Origin of the sequence: Streptomyces sp. NPDC017095, assembly GCF_044332325.1 — a bacterium.
Lineage (GTDB): Bacteria > Actinomycetota > Actinomycetes > Streptomycetales > Streptomycetaceae > Streptomyces.
Map to the genome: position 1 here is coordinate 91,209 of NZ_JBIROU010000007.1, position 22,285 is coordinate 113,493.

The window sequence follows — 22,285 nt, forward strand, 5'->3', positions numbered from 1 at the left end:
TCGCTAGGAGCTGCCATGCCACGGCGAATCCCACGGAACGCCCCTGACAGACTGAGAACGTCCCGTCGACTCCCCGGGTTCCTGAAGACCGCGTCCGTATGCGTCCTCGTCGCCGGTCTCCTCGTCCCCTTCACACACACCGCGGCGGCGGCACCCGGCGTCACGGCCGCCAACGACTACTGCGGCGGCCGGTGTTCGGACATCCTGCCGCCCGGCGAGAACGGCACCGCGACCCTCGCGCAGATCCTGCTCAACCAGGCGTTCGGCACCCAGCCGGCGCACGCCGAGGACCAGCTCGGCCCGTACGCCGCCCTGGCCACCGGCTATCCCGCCGTCACCGACGCCAAGATCAACAGCTTCTTCAACGACGCCTCCTTCGGCGTCCCCGCCGACCAGGTCGCCTCCACCGAGCAGCCGGCCGGCCGCGGCGACGTGACGATCGTCCGGGACAAGAAGACCGGGGTGCCGCACATCACGGGCACCACCCGGTACGGCACCGAGTTCGGCGCCGGGTACGCGGCGGGCGAGGACCGGCTGTGGCTGATGGACGTGTTCCGGCACGTCGGCCGCGGCCAGTTGACCTCCTTCGCCGGCGGAGCACCCGCCAACCAGGGTCTGGAGCAGCAGTTCTACCGCAACGCGCCCTACACCGAGGCCGACCTCCAGGCGCAGATCGACCACGCGACCACGCAGAACGGCGCCCGCGGCCAGCAGGCCCTCGCCGACGTCAAGGCGTACCTCGACGGCATCAACGCCTACATCGACGCCTCCGACAGCGGCCGCTACTTCCCCGGCGAGTACGTCCTGACCGGCCACAAGGACTCGATCACCAACGCCGGCACCATAGAGCACTTCAAACTCACCGACCTGGTCGCGCTGGCCTCCGTGGTCGGCTCGCTGTTCGGCTCCGGCGGCGGCGGGGAGGTGAACAACGCCCTGTCCCTGCTCGCCGCCCAGGCCAGGTACGGCGTGGCGGAGGGCACCCGGATCTGGGAGTCCTTCCGGGAACGCGACGACCCCGAGGCCGTCCTCACCGTCCACGACGGCAAGACGTTCCCCTACGGCGTCAAGCCCGCCGACCCGCAGGGCCAGGCCCTGCCCGACACCGGCACGGTCACCCAGGAACCGCTCGTGTACGACCGTACGGGCAGCGCCTCGGCCGCGGCCGCGAAGAGCACCTCCGCGACCGCCGCCCGGACCGCCCTCGGCTCCGCCCGGCGCGGTATGTCCAACGCCCTCGTGGTGAGCGGCGAACACACCGCGAGCGGCCACCCGGTCGCCGTCTTCGGCCCGCAGACCGGCTACTTCGCCCCGCAGCTGCTCCTGCTCCAGGAGATCCAGGGCCCCGGCATCAGCGCTCGCGGCGCCTCCTTCGCGGGCCTGAGCATGTACGTCGAACTCGGCCGCGGCCAGGACTACTCCTGGAGCGCCACCACCTCCGGCCAGGACATCATCGACACCTACGCGGTCGAGCTGTGCCAGGACGACTACCACTACCTCTACCACGGCACCTGCACGGCCATGGAGAAGGTCGAGCAGAAGAACGCCTGGAAGCCGACCGTGGCCGACGGCACCGCCGCCGGGTCGTACACCATGCGCGTGTGGCGGACCGAGTACGGCCCCGTGGCGTACCGGGCCACCGTCGGCGGCAAGAAGGTCGCCTACACCACGCTGCGCTCCTCCTACCTGCACGAGGCCGACTCCATCATCGGCTTCCAGATGCTCAACGACCCCGACTACGTCAAGGGCCCGGAGGGCTTCCAGAGCGCGGCCCAGCACATCAACTACACGTTCAACTGGTTCTACGCCGACTCCCGGCACACCGCGTACTACAACAGCGGTGACAACCCGGTCCGGGCGAGCGGCGTCGACGGCGAGTTCCCGGTGTGGGCCCGGCCCGCCTACGAGTGGCGGAACTGGGACGCGGCCGCCAACACCGCCGACTACACCCCGGCCTCCGCCCACCCCCACTCCGTCGACCAGGACTACTACATCTCCTGGAACAACAAGCAGGCCGGCCAGTACGCGGCGGCCTCCTGGGGCGACGGCTCGGTGCACCGCGGCAACCTGCTGGACGACCGGGTGAAGAAGCTGGTCGCGGCCGGCGGGGTGACCCGAGGTCAACTGGTGGCCGCCATGGCCGACGCGGGCCTCGCCGACCTGCGCGCCGAGGACGTGCTGCCCAGGCTGCTCAAGGTGGTCACCTCCACGCCGGTCACCGACCCCGCGGCCGCCGCGGCGGTCGACAAGCTCCGGGCATGGGTGAGCGCCGGCGCCCGGCGCACCGAGACGTCGGCCGGTGCGAAGAAGTACGCCGACGCCGACGCGATCCGGATCCTGGACGCCTGGTGGCCGCTGCTGGTCAAGGCGGAGTTCGAGCCGGGACTCGGCAGCGACCTGTACAGCGCGATCACCGGCAGCCTGCCGGTCGACGAGGCCCCGTCCGCCGGCCACGGCCCGACCGGCGCGCACGCCGGCAGCGCCTTCCAGTACGGCTGGTGGTCCTATGTCGACAAGGACATCCGGGCCGTGCTCGGCGAGCCGGTGCGGGGCGGACCGGGCCGGACGTACTGCGGCGGCGGCAGCCTCGGCGCCTGCCGGGACCTGCTGACCGGCACGCTGAAGCAGGCGGCCGCGATGACCGCCGCCCAGGTCTACCCGGGCGACGACCAGTGCTCGGCGGGCGACCAGTGGTGCGCCGACTCGATCGTCCAGCGCGCCCTGGGCGGCATCAAGCACGGCCGGATCAGCTGGCAGAACCGGCCCACCTACCAGCAGGTCGTGGAGTACACCTCGCACCGCTGAACCCCGGCCGGCACACCCCGGGCGGCGGACCGGCCCACCCCGCCGCCCGGGACACCGGGGACCCGCACGACCACGGCCCGTGCCGGTCCGCTGCGTCGTGTGCCGTGGGTCAGGTGATGCGGCCCGCCGCCAGTACCAGGCGGGCCAGTTCGGGGTGGACGATGTCGCAGTGCGCGCCGGCCGGCGCGCCGCCGCGCCGGACCACGGCCGCCGCGTCCACGTTGACACAGCCCGACGCCGGCAGCCGGCCGCCGAGCGCCGCCGCCAGGTCCAGGCGGGCGGTGCCCGGCACCGCCTGCACCCCGTCGTGCCCGAGGGCGCCCCAGCGCGGGCCCAGCACGGCCGCGATCTCGCCGCCCGCGCAGGCGCGGTCGTCCCCGGCGAGCCGCGCGGCCAGCGGATAGAACGTGCCGAGGGCCGCGTCGTACCGCGAGTGGCAGCACACCACCGGCCCGTCGACGCGCCGCTGGAGGTCCCGGAGCGCGCCCGACCGGTCCGGCGCGTGCGGCAGCCGGGCCGCGAACGCGTAGTGCGAGAAGGCGCCTTGCAGCAGGGTCACCGAGGCCACCACGCGCACGTCCGCGGGCAGCGCGCGCAGCGCGAACGCCACCAGCCGGCCGCCGAAGCTGTGCCCGACCAGATGCACCCGCACGCCGGGCGCCGCGCCCGCCAGCCGCCCGAGCAGCGGCCCCAGGCCCCGCTCGCCGACCGTCCCGGCCCGCCGCTTCATCCGGTAGTACGCCGCCTGCCGCAGCAATTCCTTGGCGCCGTCCCACGGGTTGGGGAGGGCGAACGGGGCGCCGGGCGGGCCGAGCGCGGCCAGCGCCCCGGCGAGCTGGTCGCAGGCGGCCACCGGATCCCCGCCGAACAGGACCGGTTCACCGTCCTCGTCGGTGTCGGCCACCGCCTGCCGTCCGTCCTCGTCCGGCAGCAGCCGCACCAGCCGCCCGAACTCGGCGAGCCCCGCGCTGCCGGCCGGCCGCTCGTCCAGCAGCCGGGCCAGCCGGTCCAGTACGGCCGCCTGGCCCGGGAAGGTCGCCAGCAGCGCGCGCCGGGTCTCCTCGTCCAGCGCCGGGCGCGGCCCGGCCTGGGCCGCCAAGGACGCCGGGAAGTCCGGGATCGGCTCGTCGCTGAACCGCATCGACGGCCAGAGCACGCCGACGTACCCGAGCCGGGCCCTCGGCGCCAGCTTCGGCAGCGGCGCGAAGAAGCGCCGGTACAGCGCGGTGGCGCCCGAGCGGTCGCTGTTCCAGCCGTGCGAGAAGACGATCAGGTCGCGGACGCCGTGATCGGCGACCTGGGCCAGCAGCCGGTCGCGTTCCGCGCCGTCCACGTCCCCGTCCGCGTCGAAGGTCAGCTCCCAGTAGGGAGTCACGCTCATCCCAGGATCCGCCACGCCGGGCTCCCCTCGCCGTCCCGCACCAGGTCCCCCGCGCGTCATCGTCCTGCGGGAAAGCGGAGTTGGCCAGCTCCCGTGGGCTACTTGTAGAGGAGATATTCCTTCCGCACCCGCCGGAACGCGGCCAGCTCCTCCTGCCAGGCGCCCGTCACCTCGTCGGTGTCCGCTCCCGCGTCGATCATCGTGCGCACCCGGGCGGAACCGGTCAGCTTGTCGATCCAGTCGTCGGACCGCCAGGCGAAGCCGTCCCACACCTTCCGGGCCGTGACCAGCAGCGCGATCCCGGTGCGCACCGGGTCGTAGGCGGCCCGGTCGGTCACGTGGATCTGCACCCCGCCGACGGTCCTGCCCTGGAACTTGGAGAACGTCGGCGTGAAGTACGCCTCCCGGAACCGGACGCCCGGCAGCTCCAGGCCGTTCACGGCGGCGGCCCAGCGCCCGTCCAGGCCCTCGGCGCCCAGGAGTTCGAACGGCCGGGTCGTGCCGCGTCCCTCGGAGAGGTTGGTGCCCTCGAACAGACAGGTGCCGGAGTACACCAGCGCCGTGTCCGGCGTCGGCATGTTGGGGCTCGGCGGCACCCAGGGCAGGCCCCAGGCGTCGTAGAACGCGCCGCGTCGCCAGCCCGACATGCGGACGGTCTCCAAGGACACCGGCGTGGTCAGGAACTCGCCGTTGAACAGCAGCGCCAGCTCCGCGACGGTCATCCCGTGCGCCTGCGCGATCGGCTGCCGGCCGACGAACGTGGCGAACTCCCGGTGCAGCACCGGCCCCCGGGCGTCGCGTCCGGTCACCGGGTTCGGGCGGTCCAGGACGACGAACCGCTTCCCGGCGAGCGCGGCCGCCTCCATGCAGTCGTACAGCGTCCAGATGTACGTGTAGAAGCGGGCGCCCACGTCCTGGATGTCGAAGACGACCGTGTCCACGCCGGAGGCGGTGAAGACGTCGGCGAGCGCCCGGCCGCTCTTGAGGTACGTGTCGTACACCGGCAGCCCGGTCGCCGGGTCGTCGTAGCGGCCCTCGGAGCCGCCCGCCTGCGCGGTGCCCCGGAAGCCGTGTTCGGGGCCGAAGACCGCCGTCAGCCCGGCCCGCGGGTCCGCGTGCATCACATCGACGATGTGCGCGGTGTCGCGGGTGACGCCGGTCGGGTTGGTGACGACCCCCGTCCTGCGGCCGGCCAGGACCGCGTAGCCGTCGGCCGCCAGCCGCTCGAAGCCGGTGCGCAGCCGCGCCGGGCGCGGGGCGTGCGCCGGCAGGGCCGTCGTCGTCGCCGAGGCGAGCAGGGTACGTCGGGACAGGTGCATGGGTTCCTCCCGGTCCGTGGGCGGCTGCCGGCGCGCGCCTCCCTTTGAGGGTGTGGCAGTCGCCCTTTCCTTTACACATACCGACTGGTTAGTCTGGCGTGGCTCGAGTCGCGCGTGTCGAAGGAGACCGATGGTGGAAGCCCTGCGGGATGCGGGAGTGATCGTCACGGGAGCGGGTGGAGGAATCGGGGCCGCGCTGGCCCGCCGGTTCGCCGCCGCGGGCGCCCGGGTCGTGGTGAACGACCTCGACGCCGGGAAGGCGGAGGCGGTGGCCGCGGAGATCGGCGCGACCGCCGTGCCCGGCGACGCCTCCGCGATCGTCGCCGACGCCCGCGACGCGCTCGGCGGCACGGTGGACGTCTACTGCGCCAACGCGGGCGTCGCCTTCGAGGACGGCGACCTCGGCGGGGCCCTGGACGAGCGGACCTGGGCGACCTCCTGGGACGTCAACCTGATGGCCCACGTCCGCGCCGCCCACACCCTGCTGCCCGACTGGCTGGAGCGGGGCGGCGGGCGGTTCGTCGCCACCGTCTCCGCCGCCGGACTGCTGACGATGGTCGGGGCGCCCTCCTACAGCGTGACCAAGCACGGCGCCTACGCCTTCGCCGAGTGGCTGTCCCTCACCTACCGCCACCGGGGCGTCAAGGTCCACGCCATCTGTCCGCAGGGCGTCCGCACCGACATGCTCGCCGCCACCGGCAGCGCGGGCCACCTGGTGCTCCAGGCCGACGCGGTCACCCCGGAGGCCGTGGTCGACGCGCTCTTCGAGGGCATCGCGCAGGACCGCTTCCTGATCCTGCCGCATCCCGAAGTCGCCGGTTTCTACCAGGGGCGGGCCGCTGAGCCCGAACGCTGGCTCGCCGGCATGAACCGCATCCAGCAGAAGTGGGAGGCCGCCCGGTGACCGCCTCCCCGTACGCCGCCCGTCCCTGGCTCGCGCTCCTGCACAGCGCCCAGCGCGCCCCCGTCGACCCGGCCGACTCCCTGGTGCACGCCCTCGGCGACGCCGTCGCCGCGGCCCCCGACCGGACCTTCCTGACCTACTTCGACGCCCGGCTGAGCTACCGCGAGACGGACGAGCTGAGCGACGCCGTCGCCGCCCACCTCGTCGCGCGCGGCCTGGAGCGCGGCGACCGGGTGGCCGTCCTGCTCCAGAACTCGCCGCACTTCGCGCTGGCCGTCCTCGGCGCCTGGAAGGCGGGCGCGACCGTCGTCCCGGTCAACCCCATGTACAAGTCGGGCGAGGTCGCGCACGTCCTGCGCGACGCCGAGGCGGTCGCGCTGGTCTGCGCCGACCGGGCCTGGGAGACCTATCTGCGGCAGACGGCCGCCGGCTCGCCGGTGCGGATCGTGCTCACCGCCTGCGAGCGCGACCTCCAGACCCGCGACGACCCGCGTGTGCTGGCCTTCGAACGGCTCCCGGCGGCCCCGGACGCCGACGACCTGCTGGCCGTCGCCCGGCAGGGCGGCCGGGCCCCCGCGGACCGCCTGCCGCGCCCTGACGACACCGCGCTGATCAGCTACACCTCGGGCACCAGCGGCACCCCCAAGGGCGCCACCAACACCCACGCCAACATCATGTACAACGCCGAGCGGCAGGCCACCGGACTCGGCCTGCCCGAGGCGCCCGTCTACCACGCCCTCGCGCCCCTGTTCCACATCACCGGCATGGTGTGCCAGTTCGGCGCCTGCCTGGCCGGCGCGGGCACCCTGGTGCTCACCTACCGCTTCGAACCCGGCGTCGTCCTGGACGCCTTCACCGAGCACCGCCCGCACTACACCGTCGGCCCCGCCACCGCCTACATGGCGCTCGCCGCCCACCCGGACGTCACCCGGGAGCACTTCGCCTCCTTCGCCTACATGTCGTCGGGCGGCGCCCCGGTGCCGCCCGCCCTGGTGGAGCAATTCCGGGAGCGCTTCGGGCCGTACCTCCGCGTCGGCTACGGCCTCACCGAGTGCACCGCCCCCTGCGCCTCCGTGCCGCCGCACCTGGAGGCGCCGGTGGACCCGGTCTCCGGCACCCTGTCCGTGGGCCTGCCCGGCGCCGACACGGTCGTGCGCATCCTGGACGAGCAGGGCGCCGAGGTGCCTCTCGGGGAGCAGGGCGAGATCGCCGTACGCGGCCCGCAGGTCGTGCCCGGCTACTGGCGGCGGCCCGACGCCACCGCCGAGACCTTCCCGGACGGCGAGCTGCTGACCGGAGACATCGGGTTCATGGACCGGCAGGGCTGGCTCTACGTCGTGGACCGCAAGAAGGACATGATCAACGCCTCCGGCTTCAAGGTGTGGCCGCGCGAGGTCGAGGACGTCCTCTACACCCACCCGGCGGTGCGGGAGGCGGCCGTCGTCGGCGTGCCCGACGGGTACCGTGGCGAGACCGTCAAGGCCTACATCAGCCTCCGGCCGGGCGCCGGGACGGCCCCCGGGGAACTCGCGGCGTACTGCAAGGAGAGACTGGCCGCCTACAAGTATCCGCGTCAGGTGGAGATCCTGCCCGAGCTGCCCAAGACGGCGAGTGGCAAGATCCTCCGTCGGGAACTGCGTTCCCGCACCGACCAGGACTAGCAGCAGAACGGAAAGGCGGGTGGCGGAAGTGCCCAGGACGACGGACGGAGACGGGACGCCCGTCCCGCAGCGGCTGCTGGCCGCCGCCACCCGGCTCTTCGCCGAGCAGGGCTACGACCGCACCTCCGTGCAGGAGATCGTGGAGGCGGCCGGCGTCACCAAGGGAGCGCTGTACCACTACTTCGGCTCCAAGGACGACCTGCTGCACGAGGTGTACGCCCGGGTGCTGCGCCTCCAGCAGGAGCGGCTGGACACCTTCGCGCACGCGGACGAGCCGGTGGAGAAGCGGCTCAGGGACGCGGCGGCCGACGTGGTCGTCACGACGATCGAGAACCTCGACGACGCGATGATCTTCTTCCGCTCCATGCACCACCTCGGCCCGGAGAAGAACAAGCAGGTACGGGCCGAGCGCCGGCGCTACCACGAGCAGTTCCGCGCGCTGGTCGAGGAGGGCCAGAAGGAGGGCGTCTTCTCCACGGCGACCCCGGCCGACCTGGTGGTGGACTACCACTTCGGCTCCGTCCACCACCTGTCGACGTGGTACCGGCCCGACGGCCCGCTCACCCCGCAGCAGGTCGCCGACCACCTCGCCGACCTGCTGCTGCGCGCCCTGCGGCCCTGAGCGACGGGCCCCGCGCGCCCGACGGGTCCGAGGTGAGAGGCCGGGGTGGGCGTCTAGTCGATGATCTCCTTGAAGAACAGGACCGCGGAGGCGCCGCTCGCGGCCCCCGCGCTCACCGCGACCGGCCACGCGTTGCCGGCCAGTGCCGCCAGGACCGCGGCGCCGGTGCCGGCCAGCGCGGCCAGCAGGAACACGATGGCGGCGCGCTGGGTCAGGAGCGGCCCGTCCCCGCCGGGCCGCCCGGGATCGGCCCGGGACACCGTGCCACCCCTCACCGGGCCCGGCCGGCCGGGGCACCCGCCGGCGCCGGGAGCGGCTCGCCCACGCCGTCCCGGTCCGTCAGCAGCCACGGGTCCTGGGCGGCCCGGACGAGCGTGAACTCCACCCGGCCGGCCGCGTCCGTCCGCACCCCGTGCACGGCGGGCTCGGGCAGGCTGTTGTAGTGGAACGGGGTGGAGAAGTAGTACGCGCCGGTGTCCGGGACCACCACGAGGTCGCCCGGCGCGAGCGGCGGCAGCGCGCGGTCGCGGGCCAGCAGGTCGCCGGCGAAGCAGGCCGGGCCGGCGATGTCCTGCCGGACGGTCCGGCCCCCCTTGGCCGTGCCGTGCGGGCCGTACGCCTCGATCCGCAGCGGCCAGGCGTCCGGGCTGAACACGGTCCGGGTGGCGACCTGCGCACCGGCGTGGGTCACGGCGATCGGCCTGCCCCCGGCGCTCTTGGTGTACTCGACGTAGGCGGCCATGAAGCCGTTCTTGGCGAGCACCGAGCGGCCGAACTCGGTCACCACCCGGTACCGGCCCGCGAACAGTTCCGGGGCGTGGGCCCGCAACTGCCCGACGTAGTCGGCGAACGTCGGAGTCACCTCGTCGTCGGCGAAGTTGACGGGCAGTCCGCCGCCGATGTCGATGCCCTCGACCCGGCTCTCGCCGAACGCCGCCGTCACCTGGCCGGCGAACTCCACCGCCTGCGCCACCCCGCGGGCCATGAGGTCGAGCGGGCAGCCCTGCGACCCGGTGTGCGTGTGCACCCAGGTCAGCCACGGGTAGGCGGCGAACGCCCGCAGCAGCCGCTCCCGGTTGCCGGGGTCCGCCAGCGGCACACCGAACTTCGAGGTGTTCGTGGCGGTGCTCATCGCGGCGATGGAGCCGCCGCCGACCTGGCAGTTGAGCCGTACGCCGATCCGTGACGCGGAGGGGCGCACGGCCAGCAGCGCGGCGATCCGCTCCAGTTCCTGGAAGCTGTCCGCGTTGACGGTCACGCCCAGGGACAGGGCCCGCTCCAGCTCGGCGCGGGTCTTGGCCGGGGAGTCGAAGACGATCCGGCCGGCCGGGAAACCGGCCGCCAGCGCCCGGGCCAGCTCGCCCGCCGTGGCGACCTCGCAGCCCATGCCCCGGTGCTCCAGCTCCCGCAGCACGGGCCCGAGGCAGTTGGCCTTCGCGGCGAACGTGTGGGTGACGCCGGGCAGTTCGGGGGCGCCGGGAAAGGCGTCGTGCAGCGCCCGGACCGTGGCGGCGACGCCGTCGAAGTCCACGAAGGCGGCCAGCGGGGACTGATCCGGGTCCAGCAGGCCCTGCCGCACGGCTTCCTTCAGGACGTGCTCGCGGCGGGCGGCGGCGTGGGGCACAGCGGTCATGGTGCACCTTCCGGTGGGTCGGGGCGGCGGCCCGGGACCGATTCCCGGGGCGCGTTCCCAGACTGCGCGCCGCGCCGGCGGGCCGTCTTCGTCGGTTCGGCAGAGACACCCGCCCCGCGACGGGGCCCGGACCGGGTATCCGCGGGGTCCGGGACCACGCCTTCGGCCGCGGCGACGAAGCCGGGGCCCCGCGTTGGTGCGGACGCACGAACGGCGACCGGGTACGCCCGGTGCAGACCCCGTGCCCTGGCGTCCGGCTCACGCCCTGTGTCCTGCTTACACCCCGTGCCTCGGCGCGCGGCTCACGCCCTGTGCCCGGCGTCCGGCTTACGCCCCGTGCTCTGGCTCACCCCCCGCTGCCCGGCTCCCGTGCCGGTTCCTCCGGAGCGAGGCGCAGTTGCAGGTGGGCCAGCAGCCGGGCGTCCGGGCTGTCGAGGTCCAGGTCCGACACCGCGGTGATCCGGCCCAGCCGGTACCGCAGGCTGTTGGGGTGCAGCGAGAGGCTGCGCGCGGCGGCCGGCACATCGCCGAAGTGGTCCAGATAGGCCCGCAGCGACTCCACGAGCCGGCTGCCGGAGTGCGCGGCGTCGAACGCGGCCAGCCGCGCCACCGAGGTCCCCGGCGGCAGCTCCACGTTCCGCAGCGCCTCCAGCACCTGGAGCACGCCGATCGTGTCGGCCACGTCCTCGACCCGCGCGACCGTGCGCGCGCCGCCGGTCCGGACGAGGGCCTTCAGCGCCTGCTCGGCGCTGCGGCGCGACCGCGCGGCAGCCTCCAGCGCCGGGACCACCTCGCCCAGCCCGGCCCGTACCGGTGTGCCGGTGGCCGCCGACAGCCGGACGGTCAGCGAGGTGCCGAGCGCCGTGACCTGCTCGCGGGCCCGGTCCGGGTCCCGCTCCAGCGCGCTGACCAGCAGCAGGGCCCGGCCGCCCGCCGGCACCACCACGATCCGGTGAGCGAGGGCCGCGCAGTGCAGGGCGAGCAGGGCGTACATCCGGGACGGGTCGCCGGACGCGTCCGGCCCGGGGCCGCCGGTGCCGGTGCCCACCGCCAGGACGGCGCACGGCTCGCGCGCCGGCAGCGCGGCCCGTTCGGCCAGCACCTCGGCGGAGCCGCGCTCCTCCAGCAGGGCCCGCGCCGCGTCCTCCACCAGCCGGCTGTCCACGCCGCGCGTACGGTGGTGCAGCAGGTGCGGGGCGGCGGCCCGGGAGGCCGCGCGCAGGGCCTCCGCCGCGTTCGGCGCCAGCGGGCGGCCCGCGACCGCGGCCACCCAGACCGACCCGAGCACCTCACCGCCGGCGCGGACGGCGCACACCAGGCGCTCGGGGTCGTCGCCCTGGGCGCGCCGGTGCAGCACGTCGTCCGTCATCCACAGGGCGCGGAAGAACCCGGCGTCGCGCATGGCGGCCACCCGCCAGGCGGGCACCCGCCGGCCGAGGATGGTCAGCCGGCGCATCTCGTCCACGTTCTCCTCGGTGGAGGAGTACGCCAGCACCCGCGACTCGGTGTCCTCGATGGTGACCGAGCCGCCGACCAGGGCGGCCACCGCGTCGGCCAGCCCGTCGAGGTCGCCCAGGACCAGGCCCCGGGCCTCGGGTAACGGCGGCAGGCCCGCCGCGGCGAGCCCGGCCCGCAGCACCGCGACCAGTTCCTCCCACCGGTACCAGGTGCGGAAGAGCACCGCCGTACCGGTCTCCCGGGCGGCGGCCCGCAGCGCGCCGGCGGCACCCTCGGGGCGGTCCGGGCCGAAGACCACACCGGCGGCCCCGGCGGCCCCGGCCCGGCGGACCACGTCCACCGCCTGCGCCGACCCGGCCGCGACCCCGACCGCGAGCACCAGCTCCCGCGGCCGGATCTCCGGGGCCAGCACGTCCAGCACGGTGACGCCGCCGACGGCCACGGCGAGACCGCCGGGCGCCGTGTCCGGTTCCAGGGCGCCCGGGCCCACCACCGACAGCAGCCGCTCCAGGCTCACCCCGGGCCCGGACGCCGTGTTCCACTCCGCGCGGTCCCGCGACTCGGACACGCTTCCCCCTCGGCACCCCGGCGGCCGCCCCCCGGCCGCTTTCGGCAGGGGTACGACACCACACACCGGGCGTGCGCTCAATGGGTTCCGCGGATACGTACCCGGCGGCCGGACGCCCGGGTACGGAGGAGTCACCGGTCCGGATGCCAAGGACCCACGGGGACAGGTGCCATGAGGTCACCGGAACAGGTGTGATGACGTCACATGTACTTCTTCAGCTCCCGGCGGGCCAGCGACCGCTGGTGCACCTCGTCCGGGCCGTCGGCCAGCATCAGCGTGCGGGCGCTCGCGTACAGCTCGGCCAGCGGGAAGTCCTGGCTGACCCCGCCCGCGCCGTGCAGCTGGATCGCGCGGTCCAGGATGCCGACCACCGCGCGCGGAGTGGCGATCTTGATGGCCTGGATCTCCGTGTGGGCGCCCTTGTTGCCGACGGTGTCCATCAGCCAGGCCGTCTTCAGCACCAGCAGCCGCAACTGCTCGACGGTGACCCGGGCGTCGGCGATCCAGTTCTGGACGACGCCCTGCCGGGCCAGCTCCTTGCCGAACGCCGTACGGGACACCGCCCGCCGGCACATCAGCTCGATCGCGCGCTCGGCCATGCCGATCAGCCGCATGCAGTGGTGGATGCGGCCGGGCCCGAGCCGGGCCTGGGCGATGGCGAAGCCGCCGCCCTCCTCGCCGACGAGGTGGGTCACCGGCACGCGCGCGTGGTCGAAGACGACCTCGGCGTGGCCGCCGTGCGCGTGGTCCTCGTACCCGAAGACCCGCATCGCCCGCGTGACCGTGACGCCCGGGGTGTCCCGCGGGACCAGCACCATGGACTGCTGGCGGCGGATGTCGGCGCCGTCCGGGTCCGTCTTGCCCATCACGATGAAGATCTCGCAGTCCGGGTTCATCGCGCCGGAGATGTACCACTTGCGGCCGGTGACGACGTACTCGTCGCCGTCCCGCTCGATGCGCGTGGTGATGTTCGTGGCGTCCGAGGAGGCCACCTCGGGCTCGGTCATCGCGAACGCCGAGCGGATCTCGCCGGCCAGCAGCGGTTCCAGCCAGCGCTTCTTCTGCTCCTCGGTGCCGAACTGGGCCAGCACCTCCATGTTCCCGGTGTCGGGCGCCGCGCAGTTGGTCGCGGTGGGCGCGAGGTGCGGGGAGCGGCCGGTGATCTCGGCGAGCGGCGCGTACTGGAGGTTGGTCAGCCCGGCGCCGTAGTCGGTGTCCGGCAGGAAGAGGTTCCACAGGCCCCGGCGGCGTGCCTCGGCCTTCAGCTCCCCGACCACGGCCGGGGTGTCCCAGGGCGAGGCGAGCGCGGCCCGCTGCTCCTCGGCGACCGTTTCGGCCGGATAGACGTGCTCGTCCATGAAGGTGAGCAGCCGGGCGCGCAGTTCCTCCGTGCGCGCGTCGAACGTGAAGTCCATGTGCGGTCAGCCTTCCTGGAGAGTAGTCAGTCCGTGGCGGATGAAGACGGGGACGAGGTCGCCGATGCGGTCGAAGCCGCGGCCGACGGTCTGGCCGAGCGTGTAGCGGTAGTGGATGCCCTCCAGGATCACGGCCAGCTTGAACCAGGCGAACGCCGTGTACCAGGAGACGGCCGACACGTCCCGCCCCGAGCGTGTGGCGTACCGTTCGATCAGCTCGCGCGGGTCGGGGTGCCCCGGCGCCTCGGCGGTGGTGGAGACGGGCGAGTCGGGCATGCCGAGCGGCCGGCTGTACATGACCAGCAGGCCGAGGTCGGTCAGCGGGTCGCCGAGCGTGGACATCTCCCAGTCGAGGATGGCCGTGATCCGGTCGTCGTCGCCGATCAGGACGTTGTCCAGGCGGTAGTCGCCGTGGACGACGGCCGGGGCCGGCGAGGCGGGCAGGGCCCGGCCGAGCGCCGCGTGCAGTTCGTCGATGCCCGGCAGGTCGCGGTTGCGGGAGGCGTCCAGCTGCTTGCCCCAGCGGCGCAGCTGCCGGTCCAGGAAGCCGTCCGGCCGGCCGAAGTCGGCGAGCCCCACCTCGGCGGGGTCCACGGCGTGCAGCTCGACCAGCGTGTCCACCAGCGCCAGCACCGCGTTGCGGGTGCGCTCCGGGCCGAGCGGGGCGATCTGCCCGGCGGTGCGGTACGGGGTGCCCTCGACGAACTCCATCACATAGAACGGCGCCCCGAGCACCTCCTCGTCCTCGCACAGGAGCACCGGGCGCGGGACCGGCACCCGGGTCGGGTGCAGGGCGCTGATGACCCGGTGCTCGCGCTTCATGTCGTGCGCGGTGGCCAGCACATGGCCGAGCGGCGGGCGGCGGACGACCCACTTCGAGGTGCCGTCGGAGAGCGCGTAGGTGAGGTTCGACCGCCCGCCCTCGATCAGCCGTCCGGTGAGGGGGCCGTTCACCAGACCGGGGCGCTCGCGGTCGAGCAGGACGCGCAGCCGGTCCAGGTCGAGCCCGGGCGGGTGGTCGGCGCTCATACATCACTCCTAGGGGCGGGTGGACACATCCCGACTCATGATGCCGACCGGTCGGTATGCCGTCCAGTGCGAAGAGCGAAGATCCCCCCGGACGTGACCGGCACCACGCCCGCCGACGACCCGGGACGGCCGCCGACGCCACTTAGCGCCGCCACGCCGCGCCGCGCACGCCGCCGGCACCGTCACACCGCCCGTGCGGGCCGCCTGCGCTGCCGCGCCGTCCGTACACGCCGCTCCGGGCCCGCCGTCCCCGCCCGCTCGACTCCGTGCCGCCGCGCCGTGCGGGCCGCCCGCTCCGCGCCGCCGCCCGCGCCGTCGCACCACCCGTGCGGGCCGCGCGCTCCTCGCCGGCGTGCCGCCGCCCGCGCCGTCCGTGCGCGCTGTCCCTCCCTTACCGCGCCGCCGCGCCGTGGCCGCCGTCCTCGACCGCTCCGCGCCGCCGCACCGCCGCGCCGCAGCGCCGTGCGGCCGTCCGCGCGTGCCGCCCGCTCCGGGGCCGCCGCCCCCAAACGCTGGACTCCGCGCCGCTTCCCGTGCGAGCCGCCCGCTCCGCGCCGTCGACCGTCGCGCCGTCGACCGTCGCGCCGTGCGTGCCGTCCGCGCCGTGCGTGCGCGCCGCGCCGTACCCGACCGCTCGACTTCGTGCCGCCGCGTCGTACCCGCCGTCCCCGCCCGCTCCACTCCCTGCCGCCGAGCCGCCCGCTCCGCGCCGCACGCGCCGTCCGTGCGCGCCGCTCCCGGCCCGCCCTCCCCGATCGCTCCACTCCGTGCCGCCGCACCGCTCGCGCCGCGCCGGGCCACCACTCCGCGCGCCGCCCAGATCCGCCGTCCCGGCATGGCCGCCGCCCCCTCCGCCGTCCGCGCGCCACCCGGACCCGCCGTCCCAGACTCGCCGCCCCGACCCGAAACGCCCCACCGGGAACGCCCGGCCCGCCACGCCCGACCCGAAACGCCCGACCCGTCACGCCCCACCCGGAGCACCCGGTCCGCCACGCCCGACCCGAAACGCCCGACCCGTCACGCCCCACCCGGAACACCCGGTCCGCAACACCCCACCCGAAACCCCGGCCCGTCGCGAAGGTAGTTCACCGGGTCGTGTAGCGGGACCCGTGCATCCGGTCGGGGGTCCGCGGTGGTCATGGCGTGCGTCTCCACGGGTACCGGGTGGTGACGGAAGACAGGCCGCCGGGCCGGCCCCGTACACCGGCCGGCCCGGTCGCGCGGCGTACGAGTACCCCGGAGGTCGAGGACGTGAAGGGCATCAGCTACCGCTGCTACGGCGGACCCGAGGTGCTGGAGTACGGCGAACTGCGCGACCCCAAGGTGGGCCCGGACCAGGTGCTGGTCAAGGTGCGCGCGACGGCCGTCAACCCGGTCGACTGGAAGTGCCGCGAGGGCTACCTCGACCCCGTCCTGGACGCCGTCTTCCCGGTGGTCCCCGGCTGGGACGTCAGCGGGGTGGTCGTCCGGCCCGGCGCCGCGGTCACCGAGTTCTCCGCCGGCGACGAGGTCATCGGCTACGTCCGCGAGGACTTCCTCTCCCGGGGCACCTGCGCCGAGTACGTCGCCGCCCCCGTGCGCACGCTGGCCCGCAAGCCGCGCAACCTGTCCTTCGAGGAGGCCGCCGGACTCCCGCTGGCCGGACTCACCGCCTACCAGGTGCTGGTCAAGGCCCTGGAGGTCCAGCGGGGCGAGACCGTCCTGGTGCACGCGGCGGCCGGCGGGGTCGGCTCGCTCGCCGTCCAGCTCGCCGCCCACCTCGGCGCCCGGGTCATCGGCACGGCCGGCGAGTCCCACCACGACTACATCCGGGCCCTGGGCGGCGAGCCGGTGGCCTACGGCGACGGTCTGACCGAACGGGTGCGCGGGCTCGCTCCCGAGGGCGTGGACGCGGTCTTCGACACCGTCGGCGGCGACACGCTGAAGGTCTCCGCCGGTCTCCTCGCCCCGCGGGGCCGGCTGGCGTCGATCGCCGACCCGGAGGTGCTGGAGCACGGCGGCCGGTACGCCTTCGTCCGCCCGGACGCCGAGGACCTCGCGCACTTGGCGGACCTGGCGGAGCGGGGCGTCGTCTCCGTCCACGTCCAGCGGACGTTCCCGCTGGAGCGCACGGCGGACGCGCACCGGCTGAACCAGGAGGGCCACACCCGCGGCAAGATCGTGATCACCGTCGGCGAGGAGCCCTCCTAGCCGGTCACCAGCACCGCCGCGCACACCGCCAGCGCCACCGCGTACAGCACCGCGGCCGTCGCCTGGCGGGGCGCGAGCGCGGACGGCCGGGGCGACGCGGCCAGGGCGCGGACGCGGTGATGGGCCACCCGCAGGAAGCCCAGCCACAGCGCGCACGTCACCGCGCACGCCAGCACCCCGGCGGCCGTCGGCCCGCCGCGCAGCGCCGTCCGCACCGCCAGCACGGCGGCCACGGCGGCCGACAGCGTCGTACGCCGCCAGGCCAGCCGGGTGCGCTCCGGCTGGAGCCCCGGGTCCCGGCGCGCCGGCCCGGGCGTCACCCCTCCCACCCGACCAGCACCACCACGATCATCGCGACCGCCACCACCGCCACCACCAGGCTCAGCACCGCCGGGAACCGGGACGCGGGCAGGTCCTCGCCGCGCCGCATCGCCCGCTCGCAGCGCACCCAGTGGTTCACCGCGCGCAGGGAGCACAGCACACCGGCCGCGAGCAGCGCGAGCGCGAGCCCGGCCCGCCACGCCCAGCGCAGGTCGGGCAGGAACTGGTCCACCGCGAAGCCGCCGCCGATCAGCGCCAGCGCGGTGCGCAGCCAGGCGAGGAAGGTGCGTTCGTTCGCCAGGGAGAACCGGTAGTCGGGCGTGCGGCCCTCCTGCCGGACCCGTTCCGGCGCGAACCACAACCGGAGGTTGCGTACGAATGCGCTCATCGGGCCGACCCTACCCGGCGGTCACCGGCCCGCCCGGAACGCCCGCAGCCGCTCGTACGCCGCCAGCCCGTCCGGCACCCACTCCCACGCGCCGAGCCGCCCCGCGACCTCCTCCTCGGGCAGGAAGGCGTGCCACTCGACCTCCTCCGGCTGCGGGCGCACGGGCAGGTCGCAGCGCACCTCGTACACCGCCGACCACCAGCTGTGCCCGGCGCCGTCGTCGTACAGGAACGTGAACAGGTGGTCCGGCCGGGGCAGCCCGGTCACGCCCAGTTCCTCCTCGGCCTCCCGCAGCGCCGCCTCGTCGTAGGACTCGCCCGCGCCGACGACCCCGCCGACGAACATGTCGTACCGGGAGGGGAAGACCAGCTTGGTCGCCGTACGCCGGTGGACGAACAGCCGGCCGGCCGCGTCCCGCGCCTGGACGAACACACAGCGGTGGCGCAGTCCGCGCGCGTACGCCTCGCCGCGCGGGCACCGGTCGACGACCCGGTCGTGCTCGTCGACGATGTCGATGATCTCGTCAGCAGGGTTCATGACCGGTATCCAAGCAGGGCGCCCGCGGCTACCGGCGCTGGAGGTTGCGGACCGGCCGCCCCGCCTCCTGCGGGCCGCACGGCATCGCCGGATGCAGCCCGAGCAGCACGATGCCGCCCACCACGGCCGCGAGCCCGGCCGCCTCCCAGGCCAGCGCCCCGGTGTCGGTGCGCAGCCGGTCGCCGAGGAAGCCCACCCCGCACAGGATCCCGGCGAGCGGTTCGGCAGCGGTGAGCGCGGGCAGCGACATGCGCAGCGGTGCCGTCTCGAACGCGCTCTGCACCAGCACCAGACCGGTGACCCCGCAGGCCACCACGCCGTACGGCTGCCAGTCGGTGAGCAGTCCACGGAGGCCGTCGGCGGCGAACAGGGTGCCGCTGACCCGGGTCAGCGCGTCCTGCACGCCGTACAGCAGCCCCGCCGCCAGGGACAGCAGCACCGGGCCCCAGCTCAGCCGGGAGCGCTTGCCGTACGCCGTGAGGACCAGGGCCGCGCCCACCACCACGCCGATGATCAGCCAGTGCCGCAGCGGGTCGGCGACGGCCGTGCCGCCGCGCGGCTCGCCCGCCATGATGAACGCGCTGACGCCGCCCGCGAGCACCAGCAGACCGGCCCAGCCCTGCCGGCCCAGCGGCTGTCCGGTCTGGTACCGGGAGAGGGCGAGGGCGAACAGCAGGTTGGTCGCGAGCAGGGGTTCCACCAGCGAGATCTCGCCCTTGCCGAGGGCGACCGCGCCCAGCACCATGCCGGCCACCATCAGCCCGAGGCCGCCGAGCCAGCGCGGCATCCGCATCAGGTCGAGCAGCAGCCGGAAGGAGAGGAAGTCGCCGAGCGGCGCCTTCTGCGCCGCGTTCTGCTGGAGGACGAAGCCGAGGCCGAGACAGCAGGCCGCGCTCACGCCGAGAAGGAGAACCAGAACGGACACGCTGTGTACCTCGATCATCCGGCCGGACCACCCACGTGCAGGGGCCGACTGTAGCGCCACAGGGACGGCAATTTCCCCGGAAGTACCCGGAACCGGGCGGTTGACTCGCCATCGTCCGCGACCGGCGGGCGGGGCGCCATGGCGTACGCCACAGAAAGCCGGGGCGTCCGGCCCGGTACGGCATGGCATACGCCACAGGAAATTCCCCGGATGTCACCCGAACGTCATCCGGCCCACCTGCGCCGGAAGGCGCATGGCCCGCTGGTGGCGCGGTAGTTGAAGGCAGTAGCTGCGATGTCCCGCTTGACGCGATCCTTGGCTGGGGGTTTGCTGTGCGTGATCGGTCGATGGCAGCCCGAGAAACAGGAAGCTCCGCGGTGCCCCCTTCCCCGCCTCTGCTCGGCGTGCGCCGGGCCGCAACGGACCCGTCCGGCGAGACCGCCCACGACGACTCCGGTGCCTTCGACGCCACCCTCGGCGACACCCCGCTGCGCGCCGCCCGCGCCGCCCTGGCCCAGGGCCGCCGCCAGGCCGCCCGTGCCCTGCTGGCGCGCACCGGCGACGACTGGGACCGCCGCGGCCATCGGCTGACCGTGCTCGCCCGGGACCCGTACGCCGCCGCCTGGGCGAGCGACTGGCTGGCCGCCGAGCCCGGCTCCGCGGACGCCGCCACGCTCTTCGCGCTGGCCCTGGTCCACCGGGCGCTGCGCGGCAAGGAGGAGGCCGGTCCGGCCCGCGCCGCCTGCGCCACGGCCGCGGCGCAGGCCCCGGCCGACCCCACGCCCTGGCTCGGCCTGCTCCTGCTGGCCCGTGCCTTCGGCCCGCGGAGCGTGCTGTTCGACACCTTCGCCGAGCTGCGCCGCCGCCATCCCGAGCACCACCAGGGCCACCACGTGCTGATCGCGTGCCTCGCCGAACGGCCCGGGGGCGGCCGGGCCGAGTGCCACGAGGCGTACGACGTCGCCGAGCTGGCCGCCGCCCGGGCGCCCGCCGACTCGCCGCTGGCCGTCCTGCCGGTGGTCGCGTACGCCGAGCGGTACCGGGTCCTGGCCGCGGCCGGCCTGGCCCCCGCCGACCCGGCCGCCTCCCGGCACTGGTCCGGCCCCCGGGCCCGGCGCCTGCTGCGCGCCTCCTTCGACTGGTGGCTGGAGTGGGAGCACGACGAACACCCGCGCCGCCTCGTCGACCTCAACCACCTGGCGTTCGCCCTGTCCTGCGCCGGCCGCCCGGCCGAGGCCGCGGCCCTCTTCCAGCGCATCGGCGACCACGCCACCCCGGCGCCCTGGTCCTACGCCCACCGCGACCCCCGCGCCGCCTTCCGCGCGGCACGCGCCCGCGCGCTCGGACCGTCCGGCCCCCGGGACACGGCGGGGAGCGACGCGCGGCCGGGAGCGGCGCCTGACCGGACGTGACGCTCGGCCGGACGTGAGGCGTGGCCGGGAGAGTGGCGGTCGGCCGGGGGTGACGCACGGCTGGAACGGACGCGTGGCCGGGGCTGAGGCACGGCCGGAACGGACGCGTGGCCGGGGCTGACGCTGGGCCGGACGTGAGGCGTGGCCGGACGTGACGGTCGGCCGGGGGTGACGCACGGCTGGAACGGACGCGTGGCCGGGGCTGAGGAACGGCCGGTCGTGAACGTGTGGCCGGAACTGACACGCGGCCGGAGCTGACACTCGCCCGCAAGTGGTGACGGAAGTCTGACGCCTGGCCCGAGCACCTGGCCCCGCGCGGTCCCGAGTGCTCGAATGGCTGTGTGAACCCTGAACGATCCCGGGAACCGGACCCCGAACGGGACGGCCGGCCCCTAGGCCGCCGGGTCTTCCTCGGCACCCTCGGCCTGGGCGCCCTCGGCGTGGTCGCGGCGCCCGCGCTCCAGCGCGGCCTGGAAGGCTTCCTCGGCGGCGTCGCCGGCCAGGACCCCACCGGCCTGACCGGTCTGCTGCCCAACGGCGGCGGCTTCCGCTACTACTCCGTCGCCGCCTCCGTCCCGCACCGGGCCGCCGCCGACTACCGCCTCGCCGTCGACGGCCTCGTCCGCCACCCGCGCCGCTACACCCTCGCCGAGCTGCGCGCCCTGCCCCAGACCCGGCTGGTCAGGGACGTCCAGTGCGTCACCGGCTGGCGGGTGCCGGGCACGTCCTTCGAAGGCGTACGCCTGTCCCGCCTGCTCGACGCGGCGGGCGTGAGCCCCTCGGCCGAGGCCGTCCGCTTCACCTGCTTCGACGGCACCTACTCCGAGAGCCTCACCCTGGACCAGGCCCGCCGCCCGGACGTCCTGGTCGCGCTGCGCATGCGGGACGAGGACATCGGCCACGACCACGGCGGCCCGGCCCGGCTCTACGTCGCCCCGATGTACTTCTACAAGTCGGCGAAGTGGCTCTCCGGCATCACGGTCACCGACCGGGTGCGGCCCGGCTACTGGGAGGAGCTCGGCTACGACGTCGACGCCTGGGTCGGCCGCTCGAACGGACGCGGCGATGCGCCCACCGGCTGACGGCCCGGCCCCGCCCGGCGCCCGCGTCCGGCGCTTCACCCGCGCCGGACGCCTGGTGCACCGCGGCACGGCCGCGCTGATGGGCGTGTGCGTGGTGAGCGCCGCCGTGCTGTACGTCCCGCAGCTCGCGGTGCTGGCGGGCCGGCGCGAGCTGGTGGTCCGGGTCCACGAGTGGGCGGGGCTCCTGCTGCCGGTGCCGCTCCTGCTGGGCCTGGCCTCCCGCGCCGTCCGCGGCGACCTGCGCCTGCTCGACCGATTCGGCCCGCACGACCGGGTCTGGCTGCGCGCCGTCCTGCGCCGCGACCGCCGCCCCGGCTCCCGGCCCGCCGGCAAGTTCAACGCCGGCCAGAAGGTGTACGCCGCCTGGATCGCCGGCGCCACCCTGGTCATGCTCGGCACGGGCCTGATGATGTGGTTCACCCACCTCACCCCGCTGCGCTGGCGCACCTCGGCCACCTTCGTGCACGACTGGCTCGCGCTGACGGCCGGTGTCGTCCTGGCGGGCCACATCGGCATGGCGCTCGGGGACCCGGAGGCGCGCAGGGGGCTGCGGACGGGCACGGTGAGCGAGGAGTGGGCCCGCCGGGAACACCCGCTGTGGCGCCCCTGACGGACCCGCCCGCCCCCCGGGGCCT

At 75.0% G+C, this 22,285-nt stretch carries 19 protein-coding genes; 8 read left to right on the forward strand and 11 right to left on the reverse strand.

All coding sequences use genetic code 11. The annotated features are described in order from the left end of the window. Positions 1-15: 15 nt before the first annotated feature. Positions 16-2,805 carry a penicillin acylase family protein gene (locus ACH4OA_RS15675; RefSeq protein WP_397937093.1) on the forward strand — a complete coding sequence of 930 codons (2,790 nt, stop codon included), beginning with the start codon at positions 16-18 and terminating at the stop codon, positions 2,803-2,805. 109 nt (positions 2,806-2,914) lie between these two features. Here the strand turns inward: ACH4OA_RS15675 and ACH4OA_RS15680 are convergent, their stop codons facing one another. Then, complete coding sequence (locus tag ACH4OA_RS15680) at positions 2,915-4,201, reverse strand: serine-threonine protein kinase (protein WP_397969435.1); 1,287 nt, start codon at positions 4,199-4,201, stop codon at positions 2,915-2,917. Positions 4,202-4,284: 83 nt separating this feature from the next. Then, positions 4,285-5,505: a DUF1343 domain-containing protein gene (locus ACH4OA_RS15685; protein WP_365876592.1), complete on the reverse strand. Its 1,221-nt coding sequence runs from the start codon at positions 5,503-5,505 to the stop codon at positions 4,285-4,287. Positions 5,506-5,635: 130 nt separating this feature from the next. Here ACH4OA_RS15685 and ACH4OA_RS15690 point away from each other — a divergent pair, with 130 nt between their 5' ends. From ACH4OA_RS15690 to ACH4OA_RS15700, 3 genes are read left to right on the forward strand one after another with little or no spacing between them, the layout of a single operon-like run. After that, positions 5,636-6,409 carry an SDR family oxidoreductase gene (locus ACH4OA_RS15690; RefSeq protein WP_397937087.1) on the forward strand — a complete coding sequence of 258 codons (774 nt, stop codon included), beginning with the start codon at positions 5,636-5,638 and terminating at the stop codon, positions 6,407-6,409. After that, the gene (locus ACH4OA_RS15695) at positions 6,406-8,070 is read left to right on the forward strand and encodes a class I adenylate-forming enzyme family protein (protein WP_397969437.1); all 1,665 of its coding nucleotides are present in this window, start codon (positions 6,406-6,408) and stop codon (positions 8,068-8,070) included. Before ACH4OA_RS15690 ends, ACH4OA_RS15695 begins: the two co-directional genes overlap by 4 nt. Before the next feature lie 28 nt (positions 8,071-8,098). Then, positions 8,099-8,692 carry a TetR/AcrR family transcriptional regulator gene (locus tag ACH4OA_RS15700; protein ID WP_365876598.1) on the forward strand — a complete coding sequence of 198 codons (594 nt, stop codon included), beginning with the start codon at positions 8,099-8,101 and terminating at the stop codon, positions 8,690-8,692. 53 nt (positions 8,693-8,745) lie between these two features. Here the strand turns inward: ACH4OA_RS15700 and ACH4OA_RS15705 are convergent, their stop codons facing one another. From ACH4OA_RS15705 to ACH4OA_RS15725, 5 genes are all read right to left on the reverse strand, one after another. Continuing rightward, a complete protein-coding gene (locus ACH4OA_RS15705; RefSeq protein ID WP_365876600.1) occupies positions 8,746-8,952 on the reverse strand; it encodes a hypothetical protein in 207 nt (68 codons plus the stop codon). Positions 8,953-8,963: 11 nt separating this feature from the next. After that, positions 8,964-10,325 carry a diaminopimelate decarboxylase gene (locus ACH4OA_RS15710; protein ID WP_397969439.1) on the reverse strand — a complete coding sequence of 454 codons (1,362 nt, stop codon included), beginning with the start codon at positions 10,323-10,325 and terminating at the stop codon, positions 8,964-8,966. A 346-nt stretch (positions 10,326-10,671) separates the two neighbouring features. Next, a complete protein-coding gene (locus tag ACH4OA_RS15715; protein WP_397969441.1) occupies positions 10,672-12,351 on the reverse strand; it encodes a PucR family transcriptional regulator in 1,680 nt (559 codons plus the stop codon). 200 nt (positions 12,352-12,551) lie between these two features. Further along, positions 12,552-13,766 carry an acyl-CoA dehydrogenase family protein gene (locus ACH4OA_RS15720; RefSeq protein WP_397937079.1) on the reverse strand — a complete coding sequence of 405 codons (1,215 nt, stop codon included), beginning with the start codon at positions 13,764-13,766 and terminating at the stop codon, positions 12,552-12,554. A gap of 6 nt (positions 13,767-13,772) precedes the next feature. Further along, entirely contained in the window at positions 13,773-14,795 is a 1,023-nt protein-coding gene (locus ACH4OA_RS15725; protein ID WP_397946610.1) for a phosphotransferase family protein, read from the reverse strand. 1,251 nt (positions 14,796-16,046) lie between these two features. On the opposite strand from ACH4OA_RS15725, the gene ACH4OA_RS15730 reads away from it, so the two are divergent. Beyond that, entirely contained in the window at positions 16,047-16,985 is a 939-nt protein-coding gene (locus tag ACH4OA_RS15730; protein WP_397937077.1) for an NADP-dependent oxidoreductase, read from the forward strand. On the opposite strand, the gene ACH4OA_RS15735 is transcribed toward ACH4OA_RS15730, so the two are convergent. From ACH4OA_RS15735 to ACH4OA_RS15750, 4 genes are read right to left on the reverse strand one after another with little or no spacing between them, the layout of a single operon-like run. Next, complete coding sequence (locus ACH4OA_RS15735) at positions 16,982-17,314, reverse strand: DUF202 domain-containing protein (protein ID WP_397937075.1); 333 nt, start codon at positions 17,312-17,314, stop codon at positions 16,982-16,984. The two genes, ACH4OA_RS15730 and ACH4OA_RS15735, sit on opposite strands and share 4 nt — an antisense overlap. Continuing rightward, positions 17,302-17,694, reverse strand: a complete 393-nt coding sequence (locus tag ACH4OA_RS15740) for a YidH family protein (RefSeq protein WP_397937073.1) — start codon at positions 17,692-17,694, stop codon at positions 17,302-17,304. Before ACH4OA_RS15740 ends, ACH4OA_RS15735 begins: the two co-directional genes overlap by 13 nt. 21 nt (positions 17,695-17,715) lie before the next feature. Then, positions 17,716-18,231 (reverse strand): NUDIX domain-containing protein, encoded by a 516-nt coding sequence (locus ACH4OA_RS15745; protein ID WP_365883688.1) that lies wholly within the window; start codon positions 18,229-18,231, stop codon positions 17,716-17,718. A 28-nt stretch (positions 18,232-18,259) separates the two neighbouring features. After that, a complete protein-coding gene (locus ACH4OA_RS15750) occupies positions 18,260-19,156 on the reverse strand; it encodes a DMT family transporter (protein ID WP_397946608.1) in 897 nt (298 codons plus the stop codon). A 377-nt stretch (positions 19,157-19,533) separates the two neighbouring features. Between ACH4OA_RS15750 and ACH4OA_RS15755 the strand changes: the two genes are divergently transcribed. The 3 genes from ACH4OA_RS15755 to ACH4OA_RS15765 all read left to right on the forward strand — a co-directional run bounded on the left by ACH4OA_RS15755 (position 19,534) and on the right by ACH4OA_RS15765 (position 22,260). Next, a complete protein-coding gene (locus ACH4OA_RS15755) occupies positions 19,534-20,568 on the forward strand; it encodes a hypothetical protein (RefSeq protein WP_397946607.1) in 1,035 nt (344 codons plus the stop codon). 341 nt (positions 20,569-20,909) lie between these two features. Further along, on the forward strand, positions 20,910-21,650 hold the full coding sequence (locus ACH4OA_RS15760; RefSeq protein ID WP_397969442.1) for a molybdopterin-dependent oxidoreductase: 741 nt from the start codon (positions 20,910-20,912) through the stop codon (positions 21,648-21,650). Then, the gene (locus ACH4OA_RS15765) at positions 21,634-22,260 is read left to right on the forward strand and encodes a cytochrome b/b6 domain-containing protein (RefSeq protein WP_397946606.1); all 627 of its coding nucleotides are present in this window, start codon (positions 21,634-21,636) and stop codon (positions 22,258-22,260) included. Before ACH4OA_RS15760 ends, ACH4OA_RS15765 begins: the two co-directional genes overlap by 17 nt. Positions 22,261-22,285: the final 25 nt, after the last annotated feature.

What these genes read in the sequence shown, in the direction of transcription:
- ACH4OA_RS15675 (WP_397937093.1), top strand. Translation starts at nt 16, where the DNA reads ATGCCACGGCGAATCCCACGGAACGCCCCTGACAGACTGAGAACGTCC.
- ACH4OA_RS15685 (WP_365876592.1), bottom strand. Translation starts at nt 5,505, where the DNA reads ATGCACCTGTCCCGACGTACCCTGCTCGCCTCGGCGACGACGACGGCC.
- ACH4OA_RS15690 (WP_397937087.1), top strand. Translation starts at nt 5,636, where the DNA reads ATGGTGGAAGCCCTGCGGGATGCGGGAGTGATCGTCACGGGAGCGGGT.
- ACH4OA_RS15710 (WP_397969439.1), bottom strand. Translation starts at nt 10,325, where the DNA reads ATGACCGCTGTGCCCCACGCCGCCGCCCGCCGCGAGCACGTCCTGAAG.
- ACH4OA_RS15720 (WP_397937079.1), bottom strand. Translation starts at nt 13,766, where the DNA reads ATGGACTTCACGTTCGACGCGCGCACGGAGGAACTGCGCGCCCGGCTG.
- ACH4OA_RS15725 (WP_397946610.1), bottom strand. Translation starts at nt 14,795, where the DNA reads ATGAGCGCCGACCACCCGCCCGGGCTCGACCTGGACCGGCTGCGCGTC.
- ACH4OA_RS15740 (WP_397937073.1), bottom strand. Translation starts at nt 17,694, where the DNA reads ATGAGCGCATTCGTACGCAACCTCCGGTTGTGGTTCGCGCCGGAACGG.
- ACH4OA_RS15745 (WP_365883688.1), bottom strand. Translation starts at nt 18,231, where the DNA reads ATGAACCCTGCTGACGAGATCATCGACATCGTCGACGAGCACGACCGG.
- ACH4OA_RS15765 (WP_397946606.1), top strand. Translation starts at nt 21,634, where the DNA reads ATGCGCCCACCGGCTGACGGCCCGGCCCCGCCCGGCGCCCGCGTCCGG.